Consider the following 22703-nt stretch of genomic DNA (forward strand, 5'->3'; position numbering starts at 1 on the left):
CTTCTTAAAACAAAGAAATTTATGACTGAGGAAAACCAGTGATTAAAAGTTCATTAATTCCAGTAATCCTCTGCGGTGGATCAGGTACAAGGCTGTGGCCCTTATCTAGAGAAAGTTATCCAAAACAGTTTTGGGCACTGCATCATGAAAGCAATCTCACATTGCTTCAACAAACTCAAAAACGTATAGAAAACATTAAAGGACTGCAAAACCCTTTTTTAATCTGCAACGAAGAACATAGATTCATAGTTGCGGAACAAATGCGAGAGATAAATATCAAAGCAAAAGCCATTTTTCTGGAGCCTATAGGGAGAAATACAGCGCCAGCAATAACAATTGCCGCACTAAAAGCACTAGAAGAAGGCCAAGATCCCTTGCTTCTTGTTCTATCAGCTGATCATATTATCTCTAAACCTAAAAACTTTTTAGAAGCTATAAATGCTGGTATAAATGCTGCTGAAAAAGGAAAACTTGTAACTTTTGGGATTAAACCTACCTCTCCAGAAACTGGTTATGGCTATATAGAGTCAAGCGAAAAAGCAGGTGAATCTGCTAAAGAATCTGATATCAAAAGGTTTATAGAAAAACCTAATAAAGAAACTGCTGAGCAATTTCTAAACGACAGTCGCTTTACTTGGAATAGCGGGATATTTCTTTTTAAAGCAAGTGCAATTATTGCTGAATTAGAAAAGTTCTCTCCTAAAATCATTAGTTGCTGTAAAAAAGCTCTTAAAGGAAATAAAGAAGATCTTGATTTTCTAAGACTTGATAGTCATTCATTTCGTCAATGTCCAAGCATCTCAATTGATGTAGCAGTAATGGAAAGAACAAAGCTAGGTGCAGTAATTGCAATGAATGCTGGGTGGAATGATATAGGCAACTGGCAATCCATTTGGGAAGAAGAAAAAAAAGATTGTGATGGCAATGTATTGCATGGAAAAGTCATGGTAGAAAATAGTTTGAGCTGCTACTTCCGAAGTGAGCACCGTCTAGTAGTTGGACTTGGATTAAAAGATTTAATTGTTGTAGAAACGGATGATGCTGTTCTCATTGCAGATAAAAACGAATGTCAAAACGTAAAAACAATCGTTGAAAAGCTAAAGCAAGCAAAAAGAGAAGAAGCTAAATCACATAAAAAAATTCACCGGCCTTGGGGACATTACACATCTATAGTTCAAGGGAAAAAATGGCAAGTCAAAAAAATTGAAGTGAAGCCAGGTGCAAGTCTTTCTCTACAAATGCACCAACATCGAGCAGAACATTGGGTTGTTGTAAAAGGGATTGCTTTAGTAGAACGTGATTCAGAAAAAGAATTACTAAAAGAAAATCAAAGTACTTATATACCTCTTCGATCAAAACATCGGCTTAGTAATCCAGGTGAAATACCTTTAGAATTAATAGAAATACAAAGTGGAGAATACATTGGAGAAGATGATATTATAAGACTTGATGATAAATATGGGCGGCAAAAATAACTCAAATAATCTGAAATATCACTTACTCTACTGTTACACTTTTTGCTAAATTTCTTGGTTGATCTACATCTAAACCTCTTCTAGCAGCAATGTGATAACTCAATAATTGCAAGGGAATCACTGTTAATAATGGGCTAATCAATTCATTAACTTCAGGGATAGGTAACAAGTGATCGAAGATTTTTGTATCTGTTGATATTGGTGCTACGCCAATTAAAGATGCATCTCTAGCTTTAGCTTCTTGGGCATTACTTAATACTTTATCAAAAACAATACCTTTAGTTGCGATTGAGATAACTGGAACTTGCTTGTCCAATAAAGCAATCGGACCATGCTTCAACTCTCCAGCAGGGTAACCTTCAGCATGAATATAACTAATCTCTTTTAATTTCAAGGCAGCCTCCAGTGCTATCGGATAATTAATCCCTCTACCCAGAAAAATTACATCTTTTGTTTCAGAAAATTGTTGTGATAATTTTTCACTTAATTGATCATGGGTATTAATAAGATCCTTAATTTGATTTGGGATTAATCTTAATTGGCTACACAAATCAACTATTTCTTCTGTGGAACGACTTTTCCTACGGGCTGCAAACATTAAAGCTAAACCATAAAAAGTCAATAATTGTCCAAGAAAAGTTTTAGTAGCCGCAACTCCAACTTCCATCCCTGCTCCTATATCAATAACATTAGAAACTTGTCTTGATAAAGAACTTTCTGGCCGATTAGTTATCCCTAATTGTAAAGGAGCAGAGTTATCTTGATCACTAGAACATCGTCTTTGATATTCCATAGCTAATGCTGCAAGAGTATCTGCTGTCTCACCAGATTGAGTAACTCCAATGGTCAAAATATTTTTAGCCAAAGGTGGTGGAGCATAGCGAAATTCACTTGCAAAATAAACTGTTGATGGAATGCCAGAAAACTGTTCTAAAAGGTAAGCACCAACCATTGCTGCATGACGACTAGTTCCACAAGCTAAAATTTGAATTTTTTCGACAGAGTCATAAATTGAATCTTCAAACGGAAACGCAACTGGTGCTGAAGGTGGCAATTCATGCGGTAAATATCTTGCTATCCATTCGGCTGCAGTATCTGATTGTTCAAATATCTCTTTAAGCATGAAATGTCTAAATTGACCTTTATCAATATCACTTTCATATCCAGTAATTATTGAAGGTGTTCTATGTTGACGCTCTCCTAAAGAGTTATAGATTTCTACACCCAATGGAGTAAGTAAAGCCACCTCTTTATCTTCCAAAGACAATACTGTTCTAGAAAAACCTGCAAAAGCTGGGGTATCACTAGCACAGAGAAATTCCCCTTCTCCAAAACCTATCAATAAAGGTGCTTTACGCTTTGCAACTATCAAAGTATCTGGCGTTTCAGCCCATATCACAGCAAGTGCATATGACCCCTCCAATACATCTAAAACCTGCTGGACTGCTGAAAGAAGAAGTGAGCCACTAGATTGATGTCCATCTTTCTTTAATCGTTTTAAGTTTTGAGAAATTAAATGAGGAATAACCTCAGTGTCAGTATCAGATCTAAATTGGACACCCTTCTTCTCAAGTTCCTCTCTCAATGAAGTGTGATTTTCAATAATTCCATTTTGAACAACAGCTACTTTTTCTAAAGAATCAAGATGCGGATGCGCATTATGAACCTCAGGTTTTCCATGTGTAGCCCATCGAGTATGGCCAATCCCTACATTTCCTGGGGCTCCATCTTTTTCAATCAAACGCAAAAGGTTAAATAATTTCCCTTTCGCCCTTTTACAACTAATAACAGCATCTTTGACGCCTGGGGAGGGGCTAACTGTTGCTAAGCCAGCTGAGTCATAGCCCCTATATTCAAGCTTTTTAAGGCCATCTAAAAGAATTGGAGATGCTTCTCGAGAGCCAACTAACGCAACTATTCCACACATATATAAAAGTATGAACTTAAATCCATGGATTTTTAGGCTCTTTAGAACCTAACTCAAAACCTAATACTACAAAAGATTCAGTAAGCCAATCCCATACTTCTAGTAGTTTCATCCCCTAAATAAACCCTAATACTTAAGAAATCTGTAGGACATGCAGTCTCACAGCGCTTACATCCAACACAGTCTTCTGTTCGTGGAGAAGACGCAATCTGACCGGCTTTACAGCCATCCCATGGAACCATCTCGAGCACATCCAGTGGACAGGCTCGTACACATTGAGTACATCCAATGCATGTGTCGTAGATCTTTACTGCGTGGGACATAAAGCCCTATGGATAACGTTGCATGTAAAAAACTTTACTCAATTTGGTTCAACAAAAAGAAATTAATGCATCTGGCTTCACTCTTGTTAACTCGCGGGCATGAGCCGTAGGATAAGAACAAATATCCAGAATTATGTCTCAGGAAGCAATTCTCGAAAAAGTTCGTTCTATCGTTGCTGAGCAACTTAGCGTTGACGCAGGCGAAATTAAACCAGATTCGAACTTCCAGAACGACCTTGGAGCAGACTCTCTTGACACAGTTGAGTTAGTTATGGCTCTTGAAGAAGCATTCGACATCGAGATTCCAGACGAGGCAGCCGAAGGCATAGCCACCGTGGGAGATGCCGTGAAATACATAGAAGAAAAATCCTGAGGACCTAATGATGGAGCACCTCCATCGAGTTGTAATAACTGGTCTTGGCGCTATTACCCCAATCGGCAATACCGTCGAAGATTATTTCGTTGGATTAAAGTCTGGCCTAAATGGGGTTGGACCTATTTCCCTGTTTGATGCTTCAAATCACGCTTGTAGGTTCGCTGCGGAAGTATCAGATTTTGATCCAACTGGAATCCTCGAACCAAAAGAATCCAAAAGATGGGATCGTTTCTCAAAATTTGGAGTAGTTGCTGCAAAAGAAGCACTTAGAGATTCAGGCCTAATTATTGATGAAACCAATTCTCAACGTGTTGGCGTGATTATTGGCTCTGGTGTTGGTGGACTACTGACCATGGAAACTCAAGCGCAAGTTCTAAACAACAGAGGACCAGGAAGAGTTAGTCCTTTTACTGTTCCAATGATGATTCCAAATATGGCAACTGGCCTTACAGCTATTGCTCTTGGTGCGAAAGGACCCAGCTCAGCAGTTGCAACAGCATGTGCTGCCGGCTCAAATGCAATCGGCGATTCATTTAGATTGCTTCAACTTGGAAAAGCTGATGCAATGATATGCGGTGGGGCAGAGGCAAGCATTACTCCTCTTGGAGTAGCAGGTTTTTCTAGTGCGAAAGCACTTTCATTTCGCAATGAAGATCCTTCTAAAGCAAGCAGACCTTTTGATGCAGAGCGTGATGGTTTCGTAATTGGAGAAGGTTCAGGGGTACTAATACTTGAAACACTTGAACATGCTAAAAAACGTAATGCAGAAATTTATGCAGAATTAATTGGCTATGGAGCAACATGTGATGCTCACCACATAACAGCACCATCTCCAGGAGGTATAGGAGGGGCAAAAGCAATCAGAGAAACTATTGACGATGGAGCAATCGATATACAAAAAGTTGATTACATTAATGCTCACGGAACAAGTACAGCTGCCAATGACAAAAATGAAACTTCTGCCATAAAGACTGCCCTTGGGGAACGAGCTAACAAAATCCCTGTAAGCTCAACTAAATCAATGACAGGTCACCTTCTAGGAGGATCTGGAGGCATTGAAGCAGTAGCATGTGTGCTTTCTATCAAGCATGGGGTAATTCCACCAACAATTAATTACGCAAACCCAGATCCTGACTGTGATCTGGATTATGTACCTAACACTGCTAGAGAAAGTAAGTTAAATATTGTGCTTTCAAACTCCTTTGGTTTTGGGGGTCACAATGTTTGTCTCGCATTCCGAAAGATGACCTAAAGGTCCTTCTCTCCCCTCCATCAGTCATAATCTTTTAATCACCAACAAATAAAATGGTCGCTGCGCCCGCTTCCCTTGAATCACTTTGCATCAATAGCATCAGAATGCTTGCGGTTGATGCAGTAAATAAATCTAATAGTGGTCATCCTGGTCTGCCAATGGGATGCGCGCCTATGGGCTACACACTATGGGACAAATTCCTTAGTCATAATCCTAAAAATCCAAAATGGTTTAATCGAGATCGTTTTGTTCTATCTGCCGGTCATGGTTGCATGCTCCTTTATGCACTTTTACACCTAACTGGTTACGACTCAGTAACAATTGAAGATATTAAGCAATTCAGGCAATGGGGAGCTAAAACACCTGGTCACCCAGAAACTTTCGAAACTCCAGGAGTTGAGGTTACAGCTGGGCCTTTAGGTGCAGGAATATCAAATGCAGTTGGGCTTGCGATAGCAGAAGCTCATTTAGGAGCAAAATTCAATAAACCAGATTCCAAAATTATTGATCACTTTACTTATGTGATCATGGGCGATGGTTGTAATCAAGAAGGAGTTGCATCAGAAGCATGTTCTCTTGCTGGACACCTAAAACTTGGAAAACTTATTGCTCTCTATGATGATAATCACATAACAATTGATGGAAGAACCGATGTATCTTTCACTGAGGATGTTTTAAAAAGATATGAAGCATATGGTTGGCATGTTCAACATGTTCCTAATGGGAATACTGATGTAAATGCTATTGCCAAAGCAATCGAGTTAGCCAAAGCAGTTGAAGACAAACCATCAATAATTAAAATCACTACAACTATTGGCTATGGTTCTCCAAATAAATCTGATACGGCCGGTGTTCACGGTGCGCCTCTAGGAGAAGATGAAGCAAAGTTAACAAGAGAATCACTCAATTGGTCATACGGTCCTTTCGAAATTCCTCATGAAGCCTATGAGCAGTTCAGGCAAGCTATTGATAGAGGGGCAAAACTAGAAAGTGATTGGAATGAGCAATTAAAGATTTATCGAGCAAAATATCCAAAAGAAGCTGCAGAACTTGAACGTTCATTAAGAGGAGAGCTTCCAGAAAACTGGGATAAAGATTTACCAGCATATACATCTGATGACAAAGGATTAGCTACAAGAAAACATTCCCAAATCTGTTTAGGAGCACTAGGTCCAAATCTACCTGAGTTAATTGGTGGTTCAGCCGATTTAACGCATTCCAACTACACCGACATCAAGGGAGAAGTAGGATCCTTCCAACCCGAAACACCTGAAAAAAGGTATTTGCATTTCGGAGTAAGAGAACATGCAATGGCCGCGATACTGAATGGAATCGCTTATCACGACAGTGGATTAATTCCATATGGAGGTACATTTCTTGTCTTTGCTGACTACATGAGAGGGTCAATGAGGTTATCGGCCTTAAGTGAACTCGGAGTAATTTATGTACTAACACATGACTCAATTGGCGTTGGAGAAGATGGACCAACTCATCAACCAATAGAAACTATTCCTTCATTAAGAGCAATGCCAAATATGCTTGTTTTCAGGCCAGGTGATGGCAATGAGACAAGTGGGGCATATAAGCTTGCCATACAAAATCGCAAACGTCCTAGCTCTCTTTGTTTAAGTAGGCAAGGCATGCCTAATCAGGCAAATTCTTCAATAGAAAAAGTATCTTTTGGTGGATATATACTTGAAGATTGTTCAGGAACCCCTGAATTAATTTTCATAGGTACTGGTAGCGAGCTGAATTTATGTGTAGAAGCAGCCAAAGCGTTAACGAAACAAGGTAAAAACGTCAGAGTCGTTTCCATGCCATGTGTAGAACTTTTTGAAGAGCAAAGTGATTCTTATAAAGAAGAAGTGCTACCTTCTGCTGTTAGGAAACGCCTTGTTGTCGAAGCTGCAGAAACATTTGGGTGGCACAAATATATAGGTCTGGATGGAGATAGTGTAACTATGAATAGCTTTGGAGCATCTGCACCTGGAGGAACTTGTATGGATAAATTTGGGTTTACAGTGGAAAACGTTTTGAATAAAGCAAACAATCTACTTAAATCTGCATAAACATAAGTTGTAAATAAAAAACAAATAAAAGAACAATGGTTTAATTTAGCTTTTGTGAGCTATTTGAGAAGATTTTCCTTGTGAAGAAAGAACATCTTCTAATTGCTCTAGTTCTTTTTCAGTGATTTTTGTTTGCATTGGGCAATGCTTTGGACCACACATTGAACAAAATTCTGCTTGCTTATAAATATCTGCAGGAAGAGTTTCATCATGATATTCCCTTGCTCTCTCAGGATCCAAAGACAATTCAAACTGCTTATTCCAATCAAAAGCATATCTAGCTTTACTCAACTCATCATCTCTATCTCTTGAACCAGAGCGATGCCTAGCTACATCTGCCGCATGAGCAGCAATCTTATAGGCAATTAATCCTTCTCGAACATCCTCCGGATTAGGTAAGCCTAAATGCTCTTTTGGGGTGACATAGCAAAGCATTGCTGTTCCATACCAACCAGCCATTGCAGCACCAATAGCACTAGTAATATGGTCATAACCCGGAGCAATATCTGTAACTAATGGACCTAAAACATAAAAAGGCGCTTCTGAACAATCTTCCATTTGCTTGCGAACATTGAATTCAATCTGATCCATAGGAACATGCCCAGGCCCTTCAACCATTACCTGCACATCATGCTTCCAAGCACGTTTTGTAAGTTCTCCTAATGTTTTCAATTCTGCTAATTGAGCCTCATCTGATGCATCATGTAAACAGCCAGGTCTCAAAGAATCGCCTAAAGAAAAACTGCAATCATAACGTTTGAAGATTTCACAAATATCATCAAAACGAGTAAATAAAGGGTTCTGTTTATGGTGATAAAGCATCCACTGAGCAAGTATCCCGCCTCCTCTACTAACAATGCCCGTTAATCTCCCTTTAACTTTTGGCAAATGCTCAATCAATAAACCAGCATGTATCGTCTGATAATCGACTCCTTGCTGACAATGCTTTTCAATGATGTGCAGAAAATCATCTTCTGATAATTTCTCTATAGATCCATGAACACTTTCTAAAGCTTGATAGACAGGAACTGTCCCTATTGGAACAGGAGAGTCCTTGATAATCGCAATTCGAACATCATCTAGATTTACTCCACCTGTAGAAAGGTCCATGACAGTATCTGCACCATATTTGACAGCAAGCTGTAATTTCTTCAGCTCTTCATTAACATCACTTGCATTAGGGGAAGCACCAATATTTGCATTCACTTTGCACCTAGAGGCAATGCCAATTGCCATAGGTTCAAGATTAAGGTGATTAATATTTGCAGGAATAATCATTCTTCCTCTTGCCACTTCTTCCATAATTAAAGATTCAGGAAGGTTTTCCCTCTTGGCCACAAAAGCCATTTCTTCTGTTATCACTTCCTTTCGAGCAAAATACATTTGAGAAACATTGCTCAAACCACTTCTAGAAGCAACCCATGAAGTTCGCATAACCACAAAAAGTATGAAGAAACTGGGGAAATTTATGCCACGTAAGATCACTCTCTTTCACTTTCCTTCACCGGTACAAACCGTATCAGGTTCAGAGGGTGTGATCTCAGCCAAAAGCAATAGCTTTTTATGGCACCCCTAGTGATATTTATAAAATAGCTATCTTTCGACTAATAAGCTTTTATCTATTAAATCAAATTATTGATTCAAGCGATTATTTTTGCCACGAATTCCATCTAATAGTGTTTTCCTGCGAAGATTTCTAGATACAGAATTGGAAATAATGAGCCCCATACCAACACAAAAGGCAGGTATGGATTGAACACGGTCATTATCTTTGCGAGAAAAAAATCCCAAAATTGCAACCATGATCAATAATGGTGCAGCAAATGAAATTAATAAATTCTTATAGCTCTTCATCAATTTTTGTGCGAAGAAATACTGCTATTACTTTTCATCCAGCTCAACAGAGTATGGAAAATCACACTAATGCCTATTTCAAGAGAATTTTCATCAGGTGCAAAATGACCGTTGTGTAAAGGTGCACATCCGTCAGAAGCTGCTACACCTAGACGAAACATTGTCCCTGGAACATCCTCTAAAAACTCAGCAAAATCCTCTGCTCCTAATGAAGGCAATTCTAATCTCTTGACCTTTTCATCCCCGAGTAAGAATTTTGCAGACTGTTCAACCAAGTTGGTTAGGTCAAAATCATTAAAGACTGGAGGTGCAATAGGTATATAACGAACAACAGCCTTTCCACCGAGGCTTGAAGCAATTGCTTTTATTTGTCTCTCCAACCAATTAGGAAGTGTTTGATTTAATTGTGGATCTAAACAACGGACTGTCCCCAAAAGCCTTACCCGGTCTGGTATGACATTAAATGCATTTCCTCCTTCAATTTTACCGAAACTAATTACAACGGGTAAAAGAGAATCAAGCTGCCTACTAATAGCTTCTTGAACCCCACTAATAATCTTTGCTGCTATCCAGATTGAATCAACTGTCTGATGTGGTCTAGCTCCATGCCCACCGTCACCAATGATCTCTATTTCCAATTTCCCAGCTGCTGCAGTTAAAGTACCATTTCTAACGCCAATAAAACCAACTGGCAGTTCTGGATAAACATGCACACCAAAAAGAGCGTCTAAGCCTTTCGTCGCTCCATCTTGTTTCATCCATCTTGCACCAGATGCAATTTCCTCAGCCGGTTGAAATAAAAGTCTAATTCCTGTAAATGCACTATCGTTTTCAGCAAAAAGCCTTGCAACTCCTAGACCTATACAAGTATGAAGATCATGCCCACATGCATGCATAACACCTTGAACAAGGGAAGCATATGAAAGGCCTGTCTTTTCCTCTACTGGCAAAGCATCCATATCAACTCTAAATCCAACCAAAGGACCATTTGTATTGCCTAGTTCTGCAATTAAACCTGTCTTTCCAACAGATTCGGTAACAGTCCATCCATATTCCTTTAATTGACCAGCAACTAAAGCAGCAGTTTGATGTTCCTCTCCACTCAATTCTGGGTGTGCATGTAAATGCCGTCTAAGTTCAATGAGATCAGGCAAGAAAGACTGCAAACTTAAAATAGGTTTCTTTAACAAGCTCATTTGTTTTGCAGATCTAAAAATGCCATAAGGTCCTTACTTGGACTTGGCGGCCAATGTCTTACGTATAAAAGCCAATCTTGATCGCTATATCTACTGTCAAGTCCAGCAACTGCTGCCCAGTGACTTTCTGCTTCTCCTATTGAGCCTTCTTTCCATAAAAGAGCAGTCAAAGCTGCTCTTCCATCAACAAACATTGGATATTTTCTAATTAGTGAGCGAAGGGCTTTTTCGGCTTGATCAAATTGATTCAATTGATAACAAGCCAAAGCTTCACCAGATAACGCCATAGTAAAACTTGAATCTGCTAAAGATGCTTTATGAAATAAGGTTTTTGACTGTAACCAATCACCATGAGCAGCGCCCATTACATTTCCTAAATTATATAAAGCAGATGGATTATCAGGCTCCTTCTCGAGCACCCATAGATAGTCATCTATCGCGGCATCCCATTCTTCTAAGGCTTCTTCAGCAATTCCCCTATTTAGATGAGGGTCTATTTCCAAAGGTAAAAGTTCTATAGCTCGTGTTTGATCAAGAATTGCACCTTTAATATCTCCTAATATTAAACGTACGTTACCTCTATTACTTAATGCAGAAGCATTTTCTGGAAATGAAGAAAGAAAGCTATCCCAACTTTTTAATGCATTTATGAAGTCCCCTTTATGAGTTTGACTTAACGCTTTTTCAAAAACTAATGGACTTGAATCTTTTACTAAAGCCTCGCAAGGTGAAGTTAAAAGAAAGACAAGAGATAAAATGATTGAAAAAGACCAATATTTTTTCATTGGATTATTGATAATTTTTCTTTATTTAAATGTTTAGGTGCTCTTTAGCAGCTGAGGTAACAATTCTGCCCCTAGCAGTTCTTTTGAGAAAACCAATCTGTAAAAGGAAAGGTTCTACAACAGATTCCAATGTTGCAGTTTCTTCACCTAGTGCTGCAGCTAAAGTCTCCAAGCCAACAGGGCCACCATTATGCTCATTTGATATAAATAAAAGCAAGCGTCTATCTGTTTGATCCAAACCTCGCTCATCGACTTGATGCAACCTTAAAGATTCATCAACTACCATTTTATCTATAAGTTTCATTTTCATGTGCACAGTTGCAAAGTCTCTCACTCGACGCAGCAATCTATTGGCAATGCGAGGTGTTCCCCTGCATCTTCGAGCTATTTCATAACTACCTTCTATAGTCAATGGCAAGTTAAAAAGCTCTGCTGCTCTTCTAATAATCATTTGCAATTCCTCAAGATTATAAAAATTTAGTCTTTGACTGATACCAAATCTATCTCTTAATGGTGAACTTATAGCAGCAGGCTTGGTAGTAGCACCAACCAAAGTAAATCGCGGTAATTGTATCTCTCTCGTTCTTGCTGTTGTCCCTTTACCAACAGTTAAATCGAGTCGGAAATCTTCTAAAGCTGGGTACAAAAGCTCCTCAGCAACCTTCGAAAGTCTATGAATCTCATCAACAAATAATAAGTCATTAGGTTGCAAATTTAGAAGTAAGCCAATAATGTCTCGAGGCCTCTCTAGTGCAGGAGCACTAGTAATACGACATTTCACACCAAGCTCATTAGCTAAGACCAAGGCCATTGTGGTTTTACCTAATCCAGGAGGGCCATACAGCAAAACATGATCTAAAGCTTCCTTTCTTGATAAAGATGCTTTAACAGAAATAGAGAGAACTTCTTTTAATTCTGTTTGACCAATAAATTCCTTCCACGACTTTGGCCTGAATGTATCTTCTTTAATAGACTTACTTTCTTCCAACTTTTCTTCCAACATCACAATCGGATCTAACAACCTTGTCTTACGATTACGGTTGCTAGAGGAAGATTTCTCAGAGCCAGAAGACACAATTGCCATATTGGAAGGATAAGGAAACTTGTGTACTCTCAAAAGACTAATTACAGAAAATGTCTAAAGCGAGTAACAAAAGAAAATCCAAAGGAATGCAAAATAAGGCCAATAGGCACTTGGCTGAAAATCGCTATGCAAGATACCAATATGAAATTCTAGAAACACTAGAAACAGGAATAGAACTTCTTGGGACAGAAGTAAAATCCATAAGAGGCGGGAACACAAATTTAAGAGACGGCTTTTGTCTTATTCGCGATGGAAATCTTCTTTTACATAATGTGCATATTTCCACATTTAATAATGCTGGGAATTTTTTCAATCATGAACCATTAAGGGTCCGCAGATTATTAGCTCATCGAAAAGAAATTAATAAGCTAGAAATTCAAATTAATAGAAAAGGACTGACGATCATCCCATTGAAGCTATATCTCAGTGGGTCGTGGATCAAACTTTCTATAGGGCTTGGCAAAGGCAAAAAACTTCACGACAAAAGAGAAAGTGAAAAAAGAAAGCAAGTTGATAAAGAAACCAAATCAGCCATTGCTCGCTATTAAGATATTCAGGACAGCAAGCAAATTTTTATAATGGACAAAATAGAAAAAAGATTAAGGCTAAAAATGCAAAGAGAAAAGCTTATAAAGTCATTAGAAGAGGTCTATAAAAATGCATTTGATCAACTTACGCGACTAGAAATTGAGGATCAATCTATAGCAAAGCTTTCTCAAGCATTCCTTTTATCTCGACAAGCAGCTTTAAATCACTTGAAAATAGAAATAGAGAGGCCAATCATTACAACACCACCTTGCATTGATTCAATTCAGGAAAATGTCAGCGATCCCTAGCAAAGCGAGGCCGTCTATAGGCTGCAAAAAAACACAAATCAATTAAATCTATTGTTAATTGAATAGCAAGTTACATATCAATCTGCATCTAAATTGGCTAATTATTTTGCGGAGAAGGTGGCTCTAAACTCACATTTTCTGGAGGTGGCGTTGGATCAGGATCTGCGATCAACATATGTTGTAAAACGATTTCAGGACGCTCACTATCCCTCCATCTGATGCGATAGGCAGGCATTTTCGTGCCACGACTGGTTGTTTGTTCAACAGGTTCCATAACCCAACCCCGCCTAGAACGGCCTTGAGGATTGCGCTTAACCACAGCATCGGTGTGCTTAAACCTGAAACCAACGCGCTCACCACTCATCCGTAAGACGACTTCATACTGGATCTATTATCCACTTTGAAGGTACCCTTATCCTATTACTGAGAACCGGACTCTGGGCGAAGTAACGGAAAAGCAATCACATCACGTATAGATGGACTATCTGTTAAAAGCATTGCCAAACGATCTATTCCAATACCAAGTCCACCTGTTGGGGGCATACCAATCTCCAAAGCATTAAGAAAGTCCTCATCTATTGCATGTGCTTCTAGATCACCATCATTTTTTCGATTCTGCTGTTTCACAAGACGTTCTCTTTGATCAATTGGATCAATTAATTCACTAAAAGCATTAGCAATTTCACGACCAGAAATGAATAATTCAAATCTCTCAACAATTCCAGGCTTATTTCTATGTTTTCTAGCTAAAGGTGAAATATCAATAGGGTAATCCGTGACAAAAGTTGGTTGAATAAGCTTTGGTTCTACCTTTTGTTCAAAAGCTTCATTCATCAATCGACCAACTGTATTAGCTTCATCAGGCACACCTAAACCAGCATTGAGCATTGCAGAGGAAGCCTTATCTCTATTATTTCCAAAACCATCAAAGTCTAAACCTGTTTCCTGAAAAACTAGCTCCTGCATAGTCTCTCTTCGCCAAGGAGGCGTTAGGTCAAGAGATACTCCTTGATAAGAAATTTTTGTAGAGTTACATATTTGCATACAAATTGACACAACAAGTTCCTCAGTTAAATCCATCATTTGCTTGTAATCTGCAAATGCTTGATATATCTCAACCGAAGTAAATTCAGGATTATGCCTTGAACTAACACCTTCATTCCTAAAGATTCGGCCTATCTCATATACACGCTCAAAACCTCCTACTACAAGTCTCTTTAAATGGAGTTCAGTAGCAATTCTTAGAAAAAGTGGAACATCAAACGTATTGTGATGAGTAATAAAAGGCCTTGCATCAGCACCACCAGATTCAGCCTGAAGAACTGGTGTTTCAATTTCTAGGAATCCATGATTATCCAACCATCGACGAATAGAGCTAACCATCAAAGCTCTTTTTTGAAAGGTTTTACGTGAATCTGGATTAACAATTAAATCAAGGTAGCGCTGTCTATATCTCTTCTCTACATCAGCTAAACCATGCCATTTATCAGGTAATGGTTGCAATGATTTGCATAGCATTTTCCATGAATAAACTTTTATAGATAACTCACCTCGATCAGTTCGTCTCAAAATTCCCGAGACACCAATCCAATCTCCTGAATCAACAAAATCTGTTATTTGTTTGAATGGGCCAGGATCTGCTTGAGCAGTATTAAATTTTTCCAGAGTCAGCTTCTCGAGAAAAAGCTGAATCGTTCCACTATCATCAGACAACTTAAAGAAAGCAAGCTTTCCCATAACTCTGCGAGCTAGAACTCTTCCTGCAATAGAAACCTCAAGATCCCTCTCTTGACCATTTGGCAAATCAAGATGATCTTGCTGCAATTGAACAGTTTTATGTGTTGGTTGAAAATTAACTGCATACGGCTCTATACCCATTTCGCGCATGGAATTAGCCTTAGTTAAACGTGTTTCTCTTAAATCAGACAAAGTAGAATCAAATCATTTATTTCTACTGAGAGTAGATAGATTAGCTAAGAAAAAAAAGTGTTTCTTTGTATTTAAGAGTTAACTGTTTGGAACTCCCCTAACCTCTGGGAAGAATAGCCAATACCTCTGACAGTCAGAATTAATTCGGGGTTACGTGGGTCTGGCTCAAGTTTTCCTCTTAATCTGGCAACATAAACATCAACAACTCTCAAATCAGCTGCTCTTCTAGGGGGGTATCCCCATAGTTGCTCCAGAATCTCTGCCCTTGGAACAACTTTACCTGGATCGCGGAAAAGCAATTCAAGCAAACTAAATTCTGTATAAGTCAAACCGATTCTTTCTCCACCTCTACTTACCTGACGTCTATTTGTATCAACTACTAATTCCCCTAATTTCATTACTCCTTGACCAGCAGGAATCTCTCTTGGCTCTGCAACAGATGCTCCAGGACCCATCCTCCGCAAGATAGTGGCTATTCTGGCCTCTAATTCTTTCGGACTAAAGGGCTTTGACAAATAATCATCAGCCCCTAAATCAAGTCCAGCAACCCTCTCAGAAATAGCCTCAAGAGCACTAAGAAAAATTATTGGAACTATCGATTCAGCCCTTATTCTTCTGCAAACAGCAAATCCATCAAGCTTGGGAAGCATTACATCTAAAACAACAAGATCTGGAACTTCCTGATGAAAAATATCTAATGCCTCTTCTCCATCCTTAGCAGAAACAACATTATATCCAGCAAGCTCAAGCCTTGTAACTAAAACTTTCAACACTGCTGGCTCATCATCGACAACCAAAATTGTTGCGTTTGGAGATGCAACTGGCTTCGAAGCGGGCCCATCGTTGCTTTTATGAAGCATGGATGAACCTTCATCATGCATGTTGAATCCTCATTTAGCCATGTAAACATAGCCTTCCACCCCCAACCCAAGGCAATTCCTATAAGGCTAAATATTATATTTTTCCAAAAAATTTAACATTTCGAGAGTATTTACCCTTAGGCAATAATGCCTATTATTAACACTCGCCAAGATATTTGAAACTCTATTATCAGTGATTTCTGAACGTACTTCTTTGTGAAAAATCCATTTATCAGCTTGATCTTTCAGCTTTTCCTTTGAAAAAGAAATTAAGTATTGATGAACAAAGAAATGGGGAAATCAATCCGCTTATGATTGATCCAGCCAAAATGGTATAAAAAGCCCATAGATTGAAAAAACTTCCCTTAAAAGCAAATATTTGTTGAAACCATATACTCAGACCACTTAGAAATGAACCAATCCAAATCAAAAAGCCAAGTGCGAAAATGTTGTCAGTCAATTTTTCTTTAATTCCCAATCTTCCCCACCAATAACCTAAAAGCATCAAGGCTGGGATTTCAGTAACTCCGTCAAGATTCATTCCATCTAAAATGATTCCTAAACATAAACCAGCGAATAGTCCAAGAACAGGTCCTTCTTCTAAAGCCCAGGGTAATAACCATATTAGAGCCCACCTAGGACCTACACCAGAGATAGCAAGCCATGAAGGAGATAAAAACGTGAAAAAAGGAACTGTTAACCCTAAAAATTGATACAAAATTCTTTTGTTTTCTCTTTTCATTGACGGCTTTGAACTTTCACCCAATCAATAGCCTCTGGCGAAGCAATTAATTGAATTACAGCATTAGGGGAAGGCATGGTTTCTTCGTTTATAAACTGAATAACCCCAACAGGAATATTAGGCGGAAGAAGAGTGCTCGCAGGCGAAGTGCTAACAACATCGCCTAATCGCGCATTAGGAATTTTATTCAAAAATTCTAACTGAGGACGATTTGTTCCAACTCCCAACAAGACTCCGTGAACTTTTGAACGTTCTATCCAAACACCTAAGTTCATCCCAGGAGATGTAAGCAGTCTTACTCTTGAAGTCGTTGGCGTAACACTATCTATTAGACCAAGTAATCCTCCTGGACCCAATACAGCATCTCCAATAGAAATACCATCAATAGAGCCTTTATTTAGATCTAATTGCTGCCAAAAATCTCTAGATCTTCGAGAAATTACAGCCGCAGAAATTTGATTTTTATTATTAGAGTTTTTTAATTCTAATAACTGTCTTAAACGCAGATTATCTTTTTCCAGTAAATCAAGTTTGATTTTTTGTTCTATATCAATACCATTTGTTATCCATTCTTTTTGAGCTGTTCCAGGCCAAAAAGGTCTAGTCAGAAAGGAGAATGCATCAAGCATTAACGAACCTTTTGAAAACCTAACAAAAATAAAAAATAAAGTTAGGAAAAACCATGTCCAAATACTTCTGTTCAACCACCAACGAAAAGCAACTTTTCGTCGAGTATTTACCATTTAATTAATCCCTTACAGCATTTCTTGCAAATTCGGGTGTATCGACAACTCTTTTGAGACGCCTAAAGTCATCAAGAACCTGACCGCAGCCATTCACTACGCATAAAAGAGGCTCCTCAGCCACATGCGTGAATATCCCTGTTTCATGGCTTACAAGATCACTTATTCCTCTAACTAGCGCGCCACCACCTGCGAGCATTATTCCTCTATCAACAATATCTGCAGCCAATTCAGGTGGTGTTCTTTCTAAAACTCTTTTTACTGCATCAACAATTTTATTTAAAGGTTCAGACATTGCTTCTCGAAGATCACCTGCCTGCAAAGAAATTGATCGAGGCAAACCAGAAAGCAAATGAAGACCACGAACATCCATAGACTCCAAGTCAAACTCATTATTGGGAAAAGCAGATCCAACTCGAATCTTGATTTCTTCTGCAGTTCGTTCTCCAACCACAAGATTATGTACCTTCTTTAAATATGTAGCGATTGCATCATTAATCTCATCACCAGCCACACGAACTGATTCACTTAAAACGGTTCCTCCCAAGCTAAGAACTGCTACTTCTGTTGTCCCACCACCAATATCTACAATCATCGTTCCTATTGGCTCTGTAACAGGAAGATGAGCACCAATGGCTGCTGCAACAGGTTCATCAATTAAATGGACTTCTCTAGCACCTGCCAAGCCAGCCTCTCGAACTGCTCTACGTTCAACACTAGTTACACCACTTGGTATTCCCACAACTAATCTTGGGGCTATAATTCCTCTCCCTTCATTGCACTTCTGAATAAACGTTTTTAGCATTTGCTCTGCTGCATCAAAATCTGCAATAACTCCATCCCTCAATGGTCGGACTGCACGAATATTTCCAGGGGTACGCCCCAACATCATCTTGGCATCATCACCAACAGCTAAAGGCTCACCTTCCTCTAAATCCATAGCAACAACAGAAGGTTCTTCAAGAACTATCCCTTTGCCCTGTACATAAATTAGAGTATTGGCTGTGCCAAGATCTATTCCTATATCGCGAGAAAGTCTAAAACGTCGAAAGAACACGGGATTAATTTAGAGAGAGTTTAGTAAGATCGTTTTATAAGACTAATAAAGGAGTCTTCAAAAAACAAAAAGTCGTTTTCAAAAAAAAACTTTTCAAACAACTATAATTAAATGGAGCTATATTCAATTTACAAAATAATTTAGATAAATAATGAGTTTAAATGCAGTAAATCTAGTGGGAAGAGCTGGAAGAGATCCTGAAGTGCGATACTTCGAATCAGGAAGCATTGTTGCAAATTTTACACTTGCTGTAAACAGAAGAAGTAGAAATGACGAACCTGATTGGTTTAATTTAGAAATATGGGGTAAGCAAGCTCAAGTCGCAGCAGATTATGTAAGAAAAGGCTCACTAATAGGAATTACAGGAAGCTTAAAACTAGATCAGTGGAAAGATAAAACAACTGGAGAAAATAAATCTAAGCCAATTATTAGAGTTGACCGACTAAATCTTCTAGGCTCAAGAAAAGATTCTGCAAATAATGAAATAACAAATAATCCATCATCATTTACCAAGGGAAGTAATCAAGATATTCCTTTTTAATTCTACTTTTTTGAAGAAAATAAACGGATAAATAACCATAAAATTCCACTAATTAATCCAAAAACCAAAATCAATTTAATAATTTTTGAAAAAGGTTCAATCCAAACCTCCACTAAAGGATAACTTTCACCTAAGAAGATTCCCATAGAGGTTAAAAACAAAACCCAAATCAAGCTGCCTGCTGTTGTCCAAATAACAAAAGGTAGTAAAGGCATTAACTCAATCCCAGCTGGTACAGAAATCAATGTTCTAATACCAGGTACTAATCTTCCCCAAAACACCAATGCTTTTCCATATCTTCCAAACCAATCACGACTTTTATATAACTCTCTTGGACTAATTCCAATCCATTTGCCATATTTCTTCAACCAATTTTCAAGCTTTTTCTCACTTACTAATCTACCAATTCCATACCATGGAAATGCTCCTAAAACAGTTCCAATTAATCCTGCTATAACTACTGGAAGAAAATTTAACTGGCCTTGTGAAACATAAAATCCACCAAGAGGCATAATTAACTCTGAAGGGATTGGCGGAAATAAATTTTCTAAGAACATTGCTAATAATATTGATGCATAACCAATCCACTGATTAGTTGCAACCGCATCACCAATAAAATCAGGTAAAGATGTAAGAAATTCAACAATGCTCATTAAAATATTATTAGAAGGTATTAAATCAAATTAATATCTATATTGTTCAGATTTATATGGACCGTTAATAGGAACATTTATATAGTTTGCTTGCTCTTTAGTTAATTCAGTTAATTGAGCCCCTATTTTATCCAAATGTAAACGCGCTACCATTTCATCTAGATGTTTAGGTAATACATAAACATTTTTTTGATATTCATTTCCTTTAGTAAATAATTCAATCTGCGCCAATACTTGATTAGTAAATGAATTACTCATAACAAAACTTGGATGACCAGTAGCACATCCCAAGTTCACTAAGCGACCTTCAGCCAGAAGAATAATCTTATTTCCATTTGGAAGTGTAATGTGATCAACTTGAGGTTTAATATTTTCCCAATGATATGACTTCAAAGAAGCAACATCAATCTCATTATCAAAGTGACCAATATTGGAAACAATAGCCTCATCTTTCATTCGAATAAGATGTTCATGACAAATAACTTGATAATTTCCTGTAGCAGTAACAAAAATATCAATATCTTCAACCACATCATCTAAACGAACAACTCTATAACCTTCCATTGCAGCCTGAAGTGCACAGATTGGATCAATCTCAGCAATCATGACCGTTGCACCAAGCCCTCTTAATGACTGAGCTGATCCTTTTCCCACATCACCATATCCAATAACTAGAGCGACTTTCCCTGCAACCATTACGTCAGTTGCCCGTTTAATTCCATCCACAAGTGATTCACGACATCCATACAGGTTGTCAAATTTGCTCTTAGTAACTGAGTCATTCACATTTATAGCTGGGAAAGGAAGTTCTCCATTTTTCTGCATCTGGTAAAGCCTTGCCACACCAGTAGTTGTTTCTTCTGTTACCCCCTTAATGTTTCTTCTAATTCGTGAATAAAAAGATTTGTCCTCTAATAATTTCTGCCGAATGGAAGCAAAAAGTGCAATCTCTTCCTCATTCGAAGGGTTGTCTAATATTGCAATATCTTTTTCTGCCTTTTCGCCCAGTATTACTAAACCTGTTGCATCTCCACCATCATCCAAAATCATATTGGGTCCTTCAAAATCGCCCCATTCAAGTATGGAATGTGTATAAGACCAGTATTCAGATAATGTCTCACCTTTTTTTGCAAATACAGGGATTCCTTCTTTTGCAATAGCTGCAGCAGCATGGTCTTGTGTAGAGAAAATATTGCATGATGCCCATCGAACTTTGGCTCCCAAAGCAACCAAAGTCTCAATCAATACAGCTGTCTGAATAGTCATATGAAGACTCCCTGCAATTCTTGCCCCATCCAAGGGTTTCTCCATCCCAAACTTTTCTCTCAAAGAAATTAATCCAGGCATCTCTTTCTCAGCTATAGAAATCTCTTTGCGGCCAAACTCAGCAAGATTTATATCAGCCACTAGGTAAGCTGAATCTGAAGTCAAGTGTGATGCTGTTGATGAAACCATGATTACTTTTTAATCCAAAGCGAAGTAAGGTGATTCATAAAATAGAAATTAACACCATAATCAAAGAACATTCTAACCAATCAAACTGGGTACTTAGAGATCATGACGAGACAATTCTGTTTGGCCAGTCATTAGCCGATACTCTTAAAAAAACAAATATACTCTTCCTAGAAGGACCATTAGGAGCGGGAAAAACCTCATTAGTGAAAGGCATAGCGAAAGGTTTAAATATCAAAGAACCAATTACAAGTCCTACTTTTGCTTTATCACATCATTACCTGCATGGAAGTAGAGCCCTAATTCATTTAGATCTGTATAGATTAGAAAAAGCTCAAGCAGCTAATGAATTATTTCTTCAAGAAGAAGAAACAGCAACGATGTTGAATGGTCTGATAGTAATAGAATGGCCTTCCCGATTAAGCCTAAAAGTTGATGATGCCTATCAAATATCGATTAAATATTTACCACATGGGGCACAAGGACGAAAAATTCAATTAATACCTTCAACTTAATGATGATAAAAAATCTTGTACAGACCGATTTGATGGCTGCGGATCAATTGCACCCATACCAGCACAAACCAAAGCCCCACATCCTGCAGCAAAGCGAATCATTGAATCTGCCTCAATGTAACTTTTAGGATTAACAGAATGAACAGCTATTTGAGATATCACTCCTGCCATAAATGAATCTCCGGCTCCAGTTGTATCTATTACTGAAGGAGGTGAAAATGATTGAGTTTCTCCACGGTAATCTCCCAATAACCATCTAATGGATTCAGCTCCATCAGTAATGATCACACTTGGGTGCAAAGGTAACGACTCAGAAATCTCTCTTGGATCTTGACTATTGAAAAACAAAATAGCCTCTTCCTTAGCAAGCTTTAGCAAAGATACTTTAGCCAAAAATGACTTAACTAAAAAGCGAGTTTCATTACTTGGAGGACTGTCTGGACGAGAATGTACATCCCAAAAAGTAGGTCGCCAATTCAAATCCATTGCTATGTTCATACCATCTAATTTTGCCTGATCAAGAGCCCAAGCAACTACCTTTCTAGAGCCCTCTTGAGCCAATAAAATAGTTCCCAATAGAAGCCATTTTGCATCTTTTGCAACCGAAGGCCATGCCATTTTCAACTTGTCTAAATCCAAAGCCTGATCTGCAAAAATATTTACTTTTTCACCAGCAAAACCACGAAAACTTCTTTCCCCATGAGAATCTCTATGAACCAGAACAACCCTAGTAGGTAGAGTTGGATGAACCTGTAAACCAGAGATATTGACACCACGAGAATTAAATAAATTAAAGAATTGCTGACCTATAGAGTCATCACCTAAACAACCAACAAAAGCTACATCTATATCCAACCTAGCTAAAGCACAAGCAACATTGGCAGGAGCACCACCTAAACAATCCTTGCTTCCTATCTCAAGAGTAGGGTCTCCACCCAAAGGGCCTAAGCGATCTACTAAAGCTTCACCTAAACAAATCACCTCGGAGCTTTTCATTGATCTACTCCAAAAAAATTACACATTTTATTCAAAAT

At 38.3% G+C, this 22703-nt stretch carries 24 protein-coding genes and 1 riboswitch; of the genes, 8 read left to right on the forward strand and 16 right to left on the reverse strand.

Annotated elements, in window-relative coordinates:
• The first annotated feature begins 38 nt into the window (after positions 1-38).
• A complete protein-coding gene (locus tag EV07_RS08520; RefSeq protein ID WP_036919463.1) occupies positions 39-1475 on the forward strand; it encodes a mannose-1-phosphate guanylyltransferase/mannose-6-phosphate isomerase in 1437 nt (478 codons plus the stop codon).
• A gap of 22 nt (positions 1476-1497) precedes the next feature.
• Here the strand turns inward: EV07_RS08520 and glmS are convergent, their stop codons facing one another.
• Both glmS and psaC read right to left on the reverse strand, forming a co-directional pair.
• Positions 1498-3402 carry a glutamine--fructose-6-phosphate transaminase (isomerizing) gene (gene glmS, locus EV07_RS08525; protein WP_036919465.1) on the reverse strand — a complete coding sequence of 635 codons (1905 nt, stop codon included), beginning with the start codon at positions 3400-3402 and terminating at the stop codon, positions 1498-1500.
• A gap of 77 nt (positions 3403-3479) precedes the next feature.
• Positions 3480-3725, reverse strand: a complete 246-nt coding sequence (gene psaC / locus EV07_RS09490) for a photosystem I iron-sulfur center protein PsaC (RefSeq protein WP_006850103.1) — start codon at positions 3723-3725, stop codon at positions 3480-3482.
• Positions 3726-3858: 133 nt separating this feature from the next.
• On the opposite strand from psaC, the gene acpP reads away from it, so the two are divergent.
• From acpP to tkt, 3 genes are read left to right on the forward strand one after another with little or no spacing between them, the layout of a single operon-like run.
• Positions 3859-4098 carry an acyl carrier protein gene (acpP, locus tag EV07_RS08530; RefSeq protein ID WP_036919468.1) on the forward strand — a complete coding sequence of 80 codons (240 nt, stop codon included), beginning with the start codon at positions 3859-3861 and terminating at the stop codon, positions 4096-4098.
• Positions 4099-4105: 7 nt separating this feature from the next.
• Positions 4106-5353 (forward strand): beta-ketoacyl-ACP synthase II, encoded by a 1248-nt coding sequence (fabF, locus tag EV07_RS08535; protein ID WP_036919472.1) that lies wholly within the window; start codon positions 4106-4108, stop codon positions 5351-5353.
• Positions 5354-5406: 53 nt separating this feature from the next.
• Positions 5407-7422 carry a transketolase gene (gene tkt, locus EV07_RS08540; RefSeq protein WP_036919474.1) on the forward strand — a complete coding sequence of 672 codons (2016 nt, stop codon included), beginning with the start codon at positions 5407-5409 and terminating at the stop codon, positions 7420-7422.
• Positions 7423-7467: 45 nt separating this feature from the next.
• On the opposite strand, the gene thiC is transcribed toward tkt, so the two are convergent.
• The 5 genes from thiC to ruvB all read right to left on the reverse strand — a co-directional run bounded on the left by thiC (position 7468) and on the right by ruvB (position 12341).
• Positions 7468-8856 carry a phosphomethylpyrimidine synthase ThiC gene (gene thiC / locus EV07_RS08545; protein WP_036919476.1) on the reverse strand — a complete coding sequence of 463 codons (1389 nt, stop codon included), beginning with the start codon at positions 8854-8856 and terminating at the stop codon, positions 7468-7470.
• A 45-nt stretch (positions 8857-8901) separates the two neighbouring features.
• Positions 8902-9006, reverse strand: a riboswitch (TPP riboswitch).
• A 48-nt stretch (positions 9007-9054) separates the two neighbouring features.
• Positions 9055-9276, reverse strand: a complete 222-nt coding sequence (locus tag EV07_RS08550; protein WP_036919479.1) for a DUF3188 domain-containing protein — start codon at positions 9274-9276, stop codon at positions 9055-9057.
• Entirely contained in the window at positions 9276-10472 is a 1197-nt protein-coding gene (locus tag EV07_RS08555; RefSeq protein WP_036919480.1) for a M20 metallopeptidase family protein, read from the reverse strand. Before EV07_RS08555 ends, EV07_RS08550 begins: the two co-directional genes overlap by 1 nt.
• The gene (locus EV07_RS08560) at positions 10469-11257 is read right to left on the reverse strand and encodes a tetratricopeptide repeat protein (RefSeq protein WP_036919484.1); all 789 of its coding nucleotides are present in this window, start codon (positions 11255-11257) and stop codon (positions 10469-10471) included. The genes EV07_RS08555 and EV07_RS08560 overlap by 4 nt, the downstream gene beginning before the upstream one ends.
• A gap of 25 nt (positions 11258-11282) precedes the next feature.
• A complete protein-coding gene (gene ruvB / locus EV07_RS08565; RefSeq protein WP_036919486.1) occupies positions 11283-12341 on the reverse strand; it encodes a Holliday junction branch migration DNA helicase RuvB in 1059 nt (352 codons plus the stop codon).
• Positions 12342-12391: 50 nt separating this feature from the next.
• On the opposite strand from ruvB, the gene smpB reads away from it, so the two are divergent.
• Positions 12392-12889: an SsrA-binding protein SmpB gene (gene smpB, locus EV07_RS08570; protein WP_036919488.1), complete on the forward strand. Its 498-nt coding sequence runs from the start codon at positions 12392-12394 to the stop codon at positions 12887-12889.
• Between the two features lie 30 nt (positions 12890-12919).
• Complete coding sequence (locus EV07_RS08575) at positions 12920-13177, forward strand: hercynine metabolism small protein (RefSeq protein ID WP_036919490.1); 258 nt, start codon at positions 12920-12922, stop codon at positions 13175-13177.
• Between the two features lie 97 nt (positions 13178-13274).
• Here EV07_RS08575 and EV07_RS08580 read toward each other — a convergent pair whose 3' ends face one another.
• The 6 genes from EV07_RS08580 to EV07_RS08605 all read right to left on the reverse strand — a co-directional run bounded on the left by EV07_RS08580 (position 13275) and on the right by EV07_RS08605 (position 18508).
• Positions 13275-13541, reverse strand: coding sequence for a hypothetical protein (locus EV07_RS08580; protein ID WP_036919492.1), 267 nt, complete (start codon positions 13539-13541; stop codon positions 13275-13277).
• Positions 13542-13597: 56 nt separating this feature from the next.
• On the reverse strand, positions 13598-15106 hold the full coding sequence (gene lysS / locus EV07_RS08585) for a lysine--tRNA ligase (RefSeq protein WP_036919494.1): 1509 nt from the start codon (positions 15104-15106) through the stop codon (positions 13598-13600).
• A gap of 71 nt (positions 15107-15177) precedes the next feature.
• Positions 15178-15966 (reverse strand): response regulator transcription factor RpaB, encoded by a 789-nt coding sequence (gene rpaB, locus EV07_RS08590; protein ID WP_052043954.1) that lies wholly within the window; start codon positions 15964-15966, stop codon positions 15178-15180.
• A gap of 232 nt (positions 15967-16198) precedes the next feature.
• On the reverse strand, positions 16199-16708 hold the full coding sequence (locus EV07_RS08595; protein WP_036919497.1) for a hypothetical protein: 510 nt from the start codon (positions 16706-16708) through the stop codon (positions 16199-16201).
• On the reverse strand, positions 16705-17451 hold the full coding sequence (gene mreC, locus EV07_RS08600) for a rod shape-determining protein MreC (RefSeq protein WP_036919499.1): 747 nt from the start codon (positions 17449-17451) through the stop codon (positions 16705-16707). Before mreC ends, EV07_RS08595 begins: the two co-directional genes overlap by 4 nt.
• A gap of 4 nt (positions 17452-17455) precedes the next feature.
• Entirely contained in the window at positions 17456-18508 is a 1053-nt protein-coding gene (locus tag EV07_RS08605) for a rod shape-determining protein (RefSeq protein ID WP_036919502.1), read from the reverse strand.
• 151 nt (positions 18509-18659) lie between these two features.
• On the opposite strand from EV07_RS08605, the gene EV07_RS08610 reads away from it, so the two are divergent.
• Positions 18660-19049, forward strand: coding sequence for a single-stranded DNA-binding protein (locus EV07_RS08610; RefSeq protein ID WP_036919504.1), 390 nt, complete (start codon positions 18660-18662; stop codon positions 19047-19049).
• A 2-nt stretch (positions 19050-19051) separates the two neighbouring features.
• Here EV07_RS08610 and EV07_RS08615 read toward each other — a convergent pair whose 3' ends face one another.
• Positions 19052-19702 carry a DedA family protein gene (locus EV07_RS08615; RefSeq protein WP_036919506.1) on the reverse strand — a complete coding sequence of 217 codons (651 nt, stop codon included), beginning with the start codon at positions 19700-19702 and terminating at the stop codon, positions 19052-19054.
• A gap of 30 nt (positions 19703-19732) precedes the next feature.
• The gene (gene ahcY / locus EV07_RS08620; RefSeq protein WP_036919508.1) at positions 19733-21157 is read right to left on the reverse strand and encodes an adenosylhomocysteinase; all 1425 of its coding nucleotides are present in this window, start codon (positions 21155-21157) and stop codon (positions 19733-19735) included.
• A 29-nt stretch (positions 21158-21186) separates the two neighbouring features.
• Between ahcY and tsaE the strand changes: the two genes are divergently transcribed.
• Positions 21187-21669 (forward strand): tRNA (adenosine(37)-N6)-threonylcarbamoyltransferase complex ATPase subunit type 1 TsaE, encoded by a 483-nt coding sequence (tsaE, locus tag EV07_RS08625; protein ID WP_152557594.1) that lies wholly within the window; start codon positions 21187-21189, stop codon positions 21667-21669.
• Here the strand turns inward: tsaE and EV07_RS08630 are convergent.
• Entirely contained in the window at positions 21661-22665 is a 1005-nt protein-coding gene (locus EV07_RS08630; RefSeq protein WP_036919511.1) for a carbohydrate kinase family protein, read from the reverse strand. The two genes, tsaE and EV07_RS08630, sit on opposite strands and share 9 nt — an antisense overlap.
• Positions 22666-22703: the final 38 nt, after the last annotated feature.

The sequence above is a fragment of the Prochlorococcus sp. MIT 0603 genome (assembly GCF_000760215.1).
Lineage (GTDB): Bacteria > Cyanobacteriota > Cyanobacteriia > PCC-6307 > Cyanobiaceae > Prochlorococcus_E.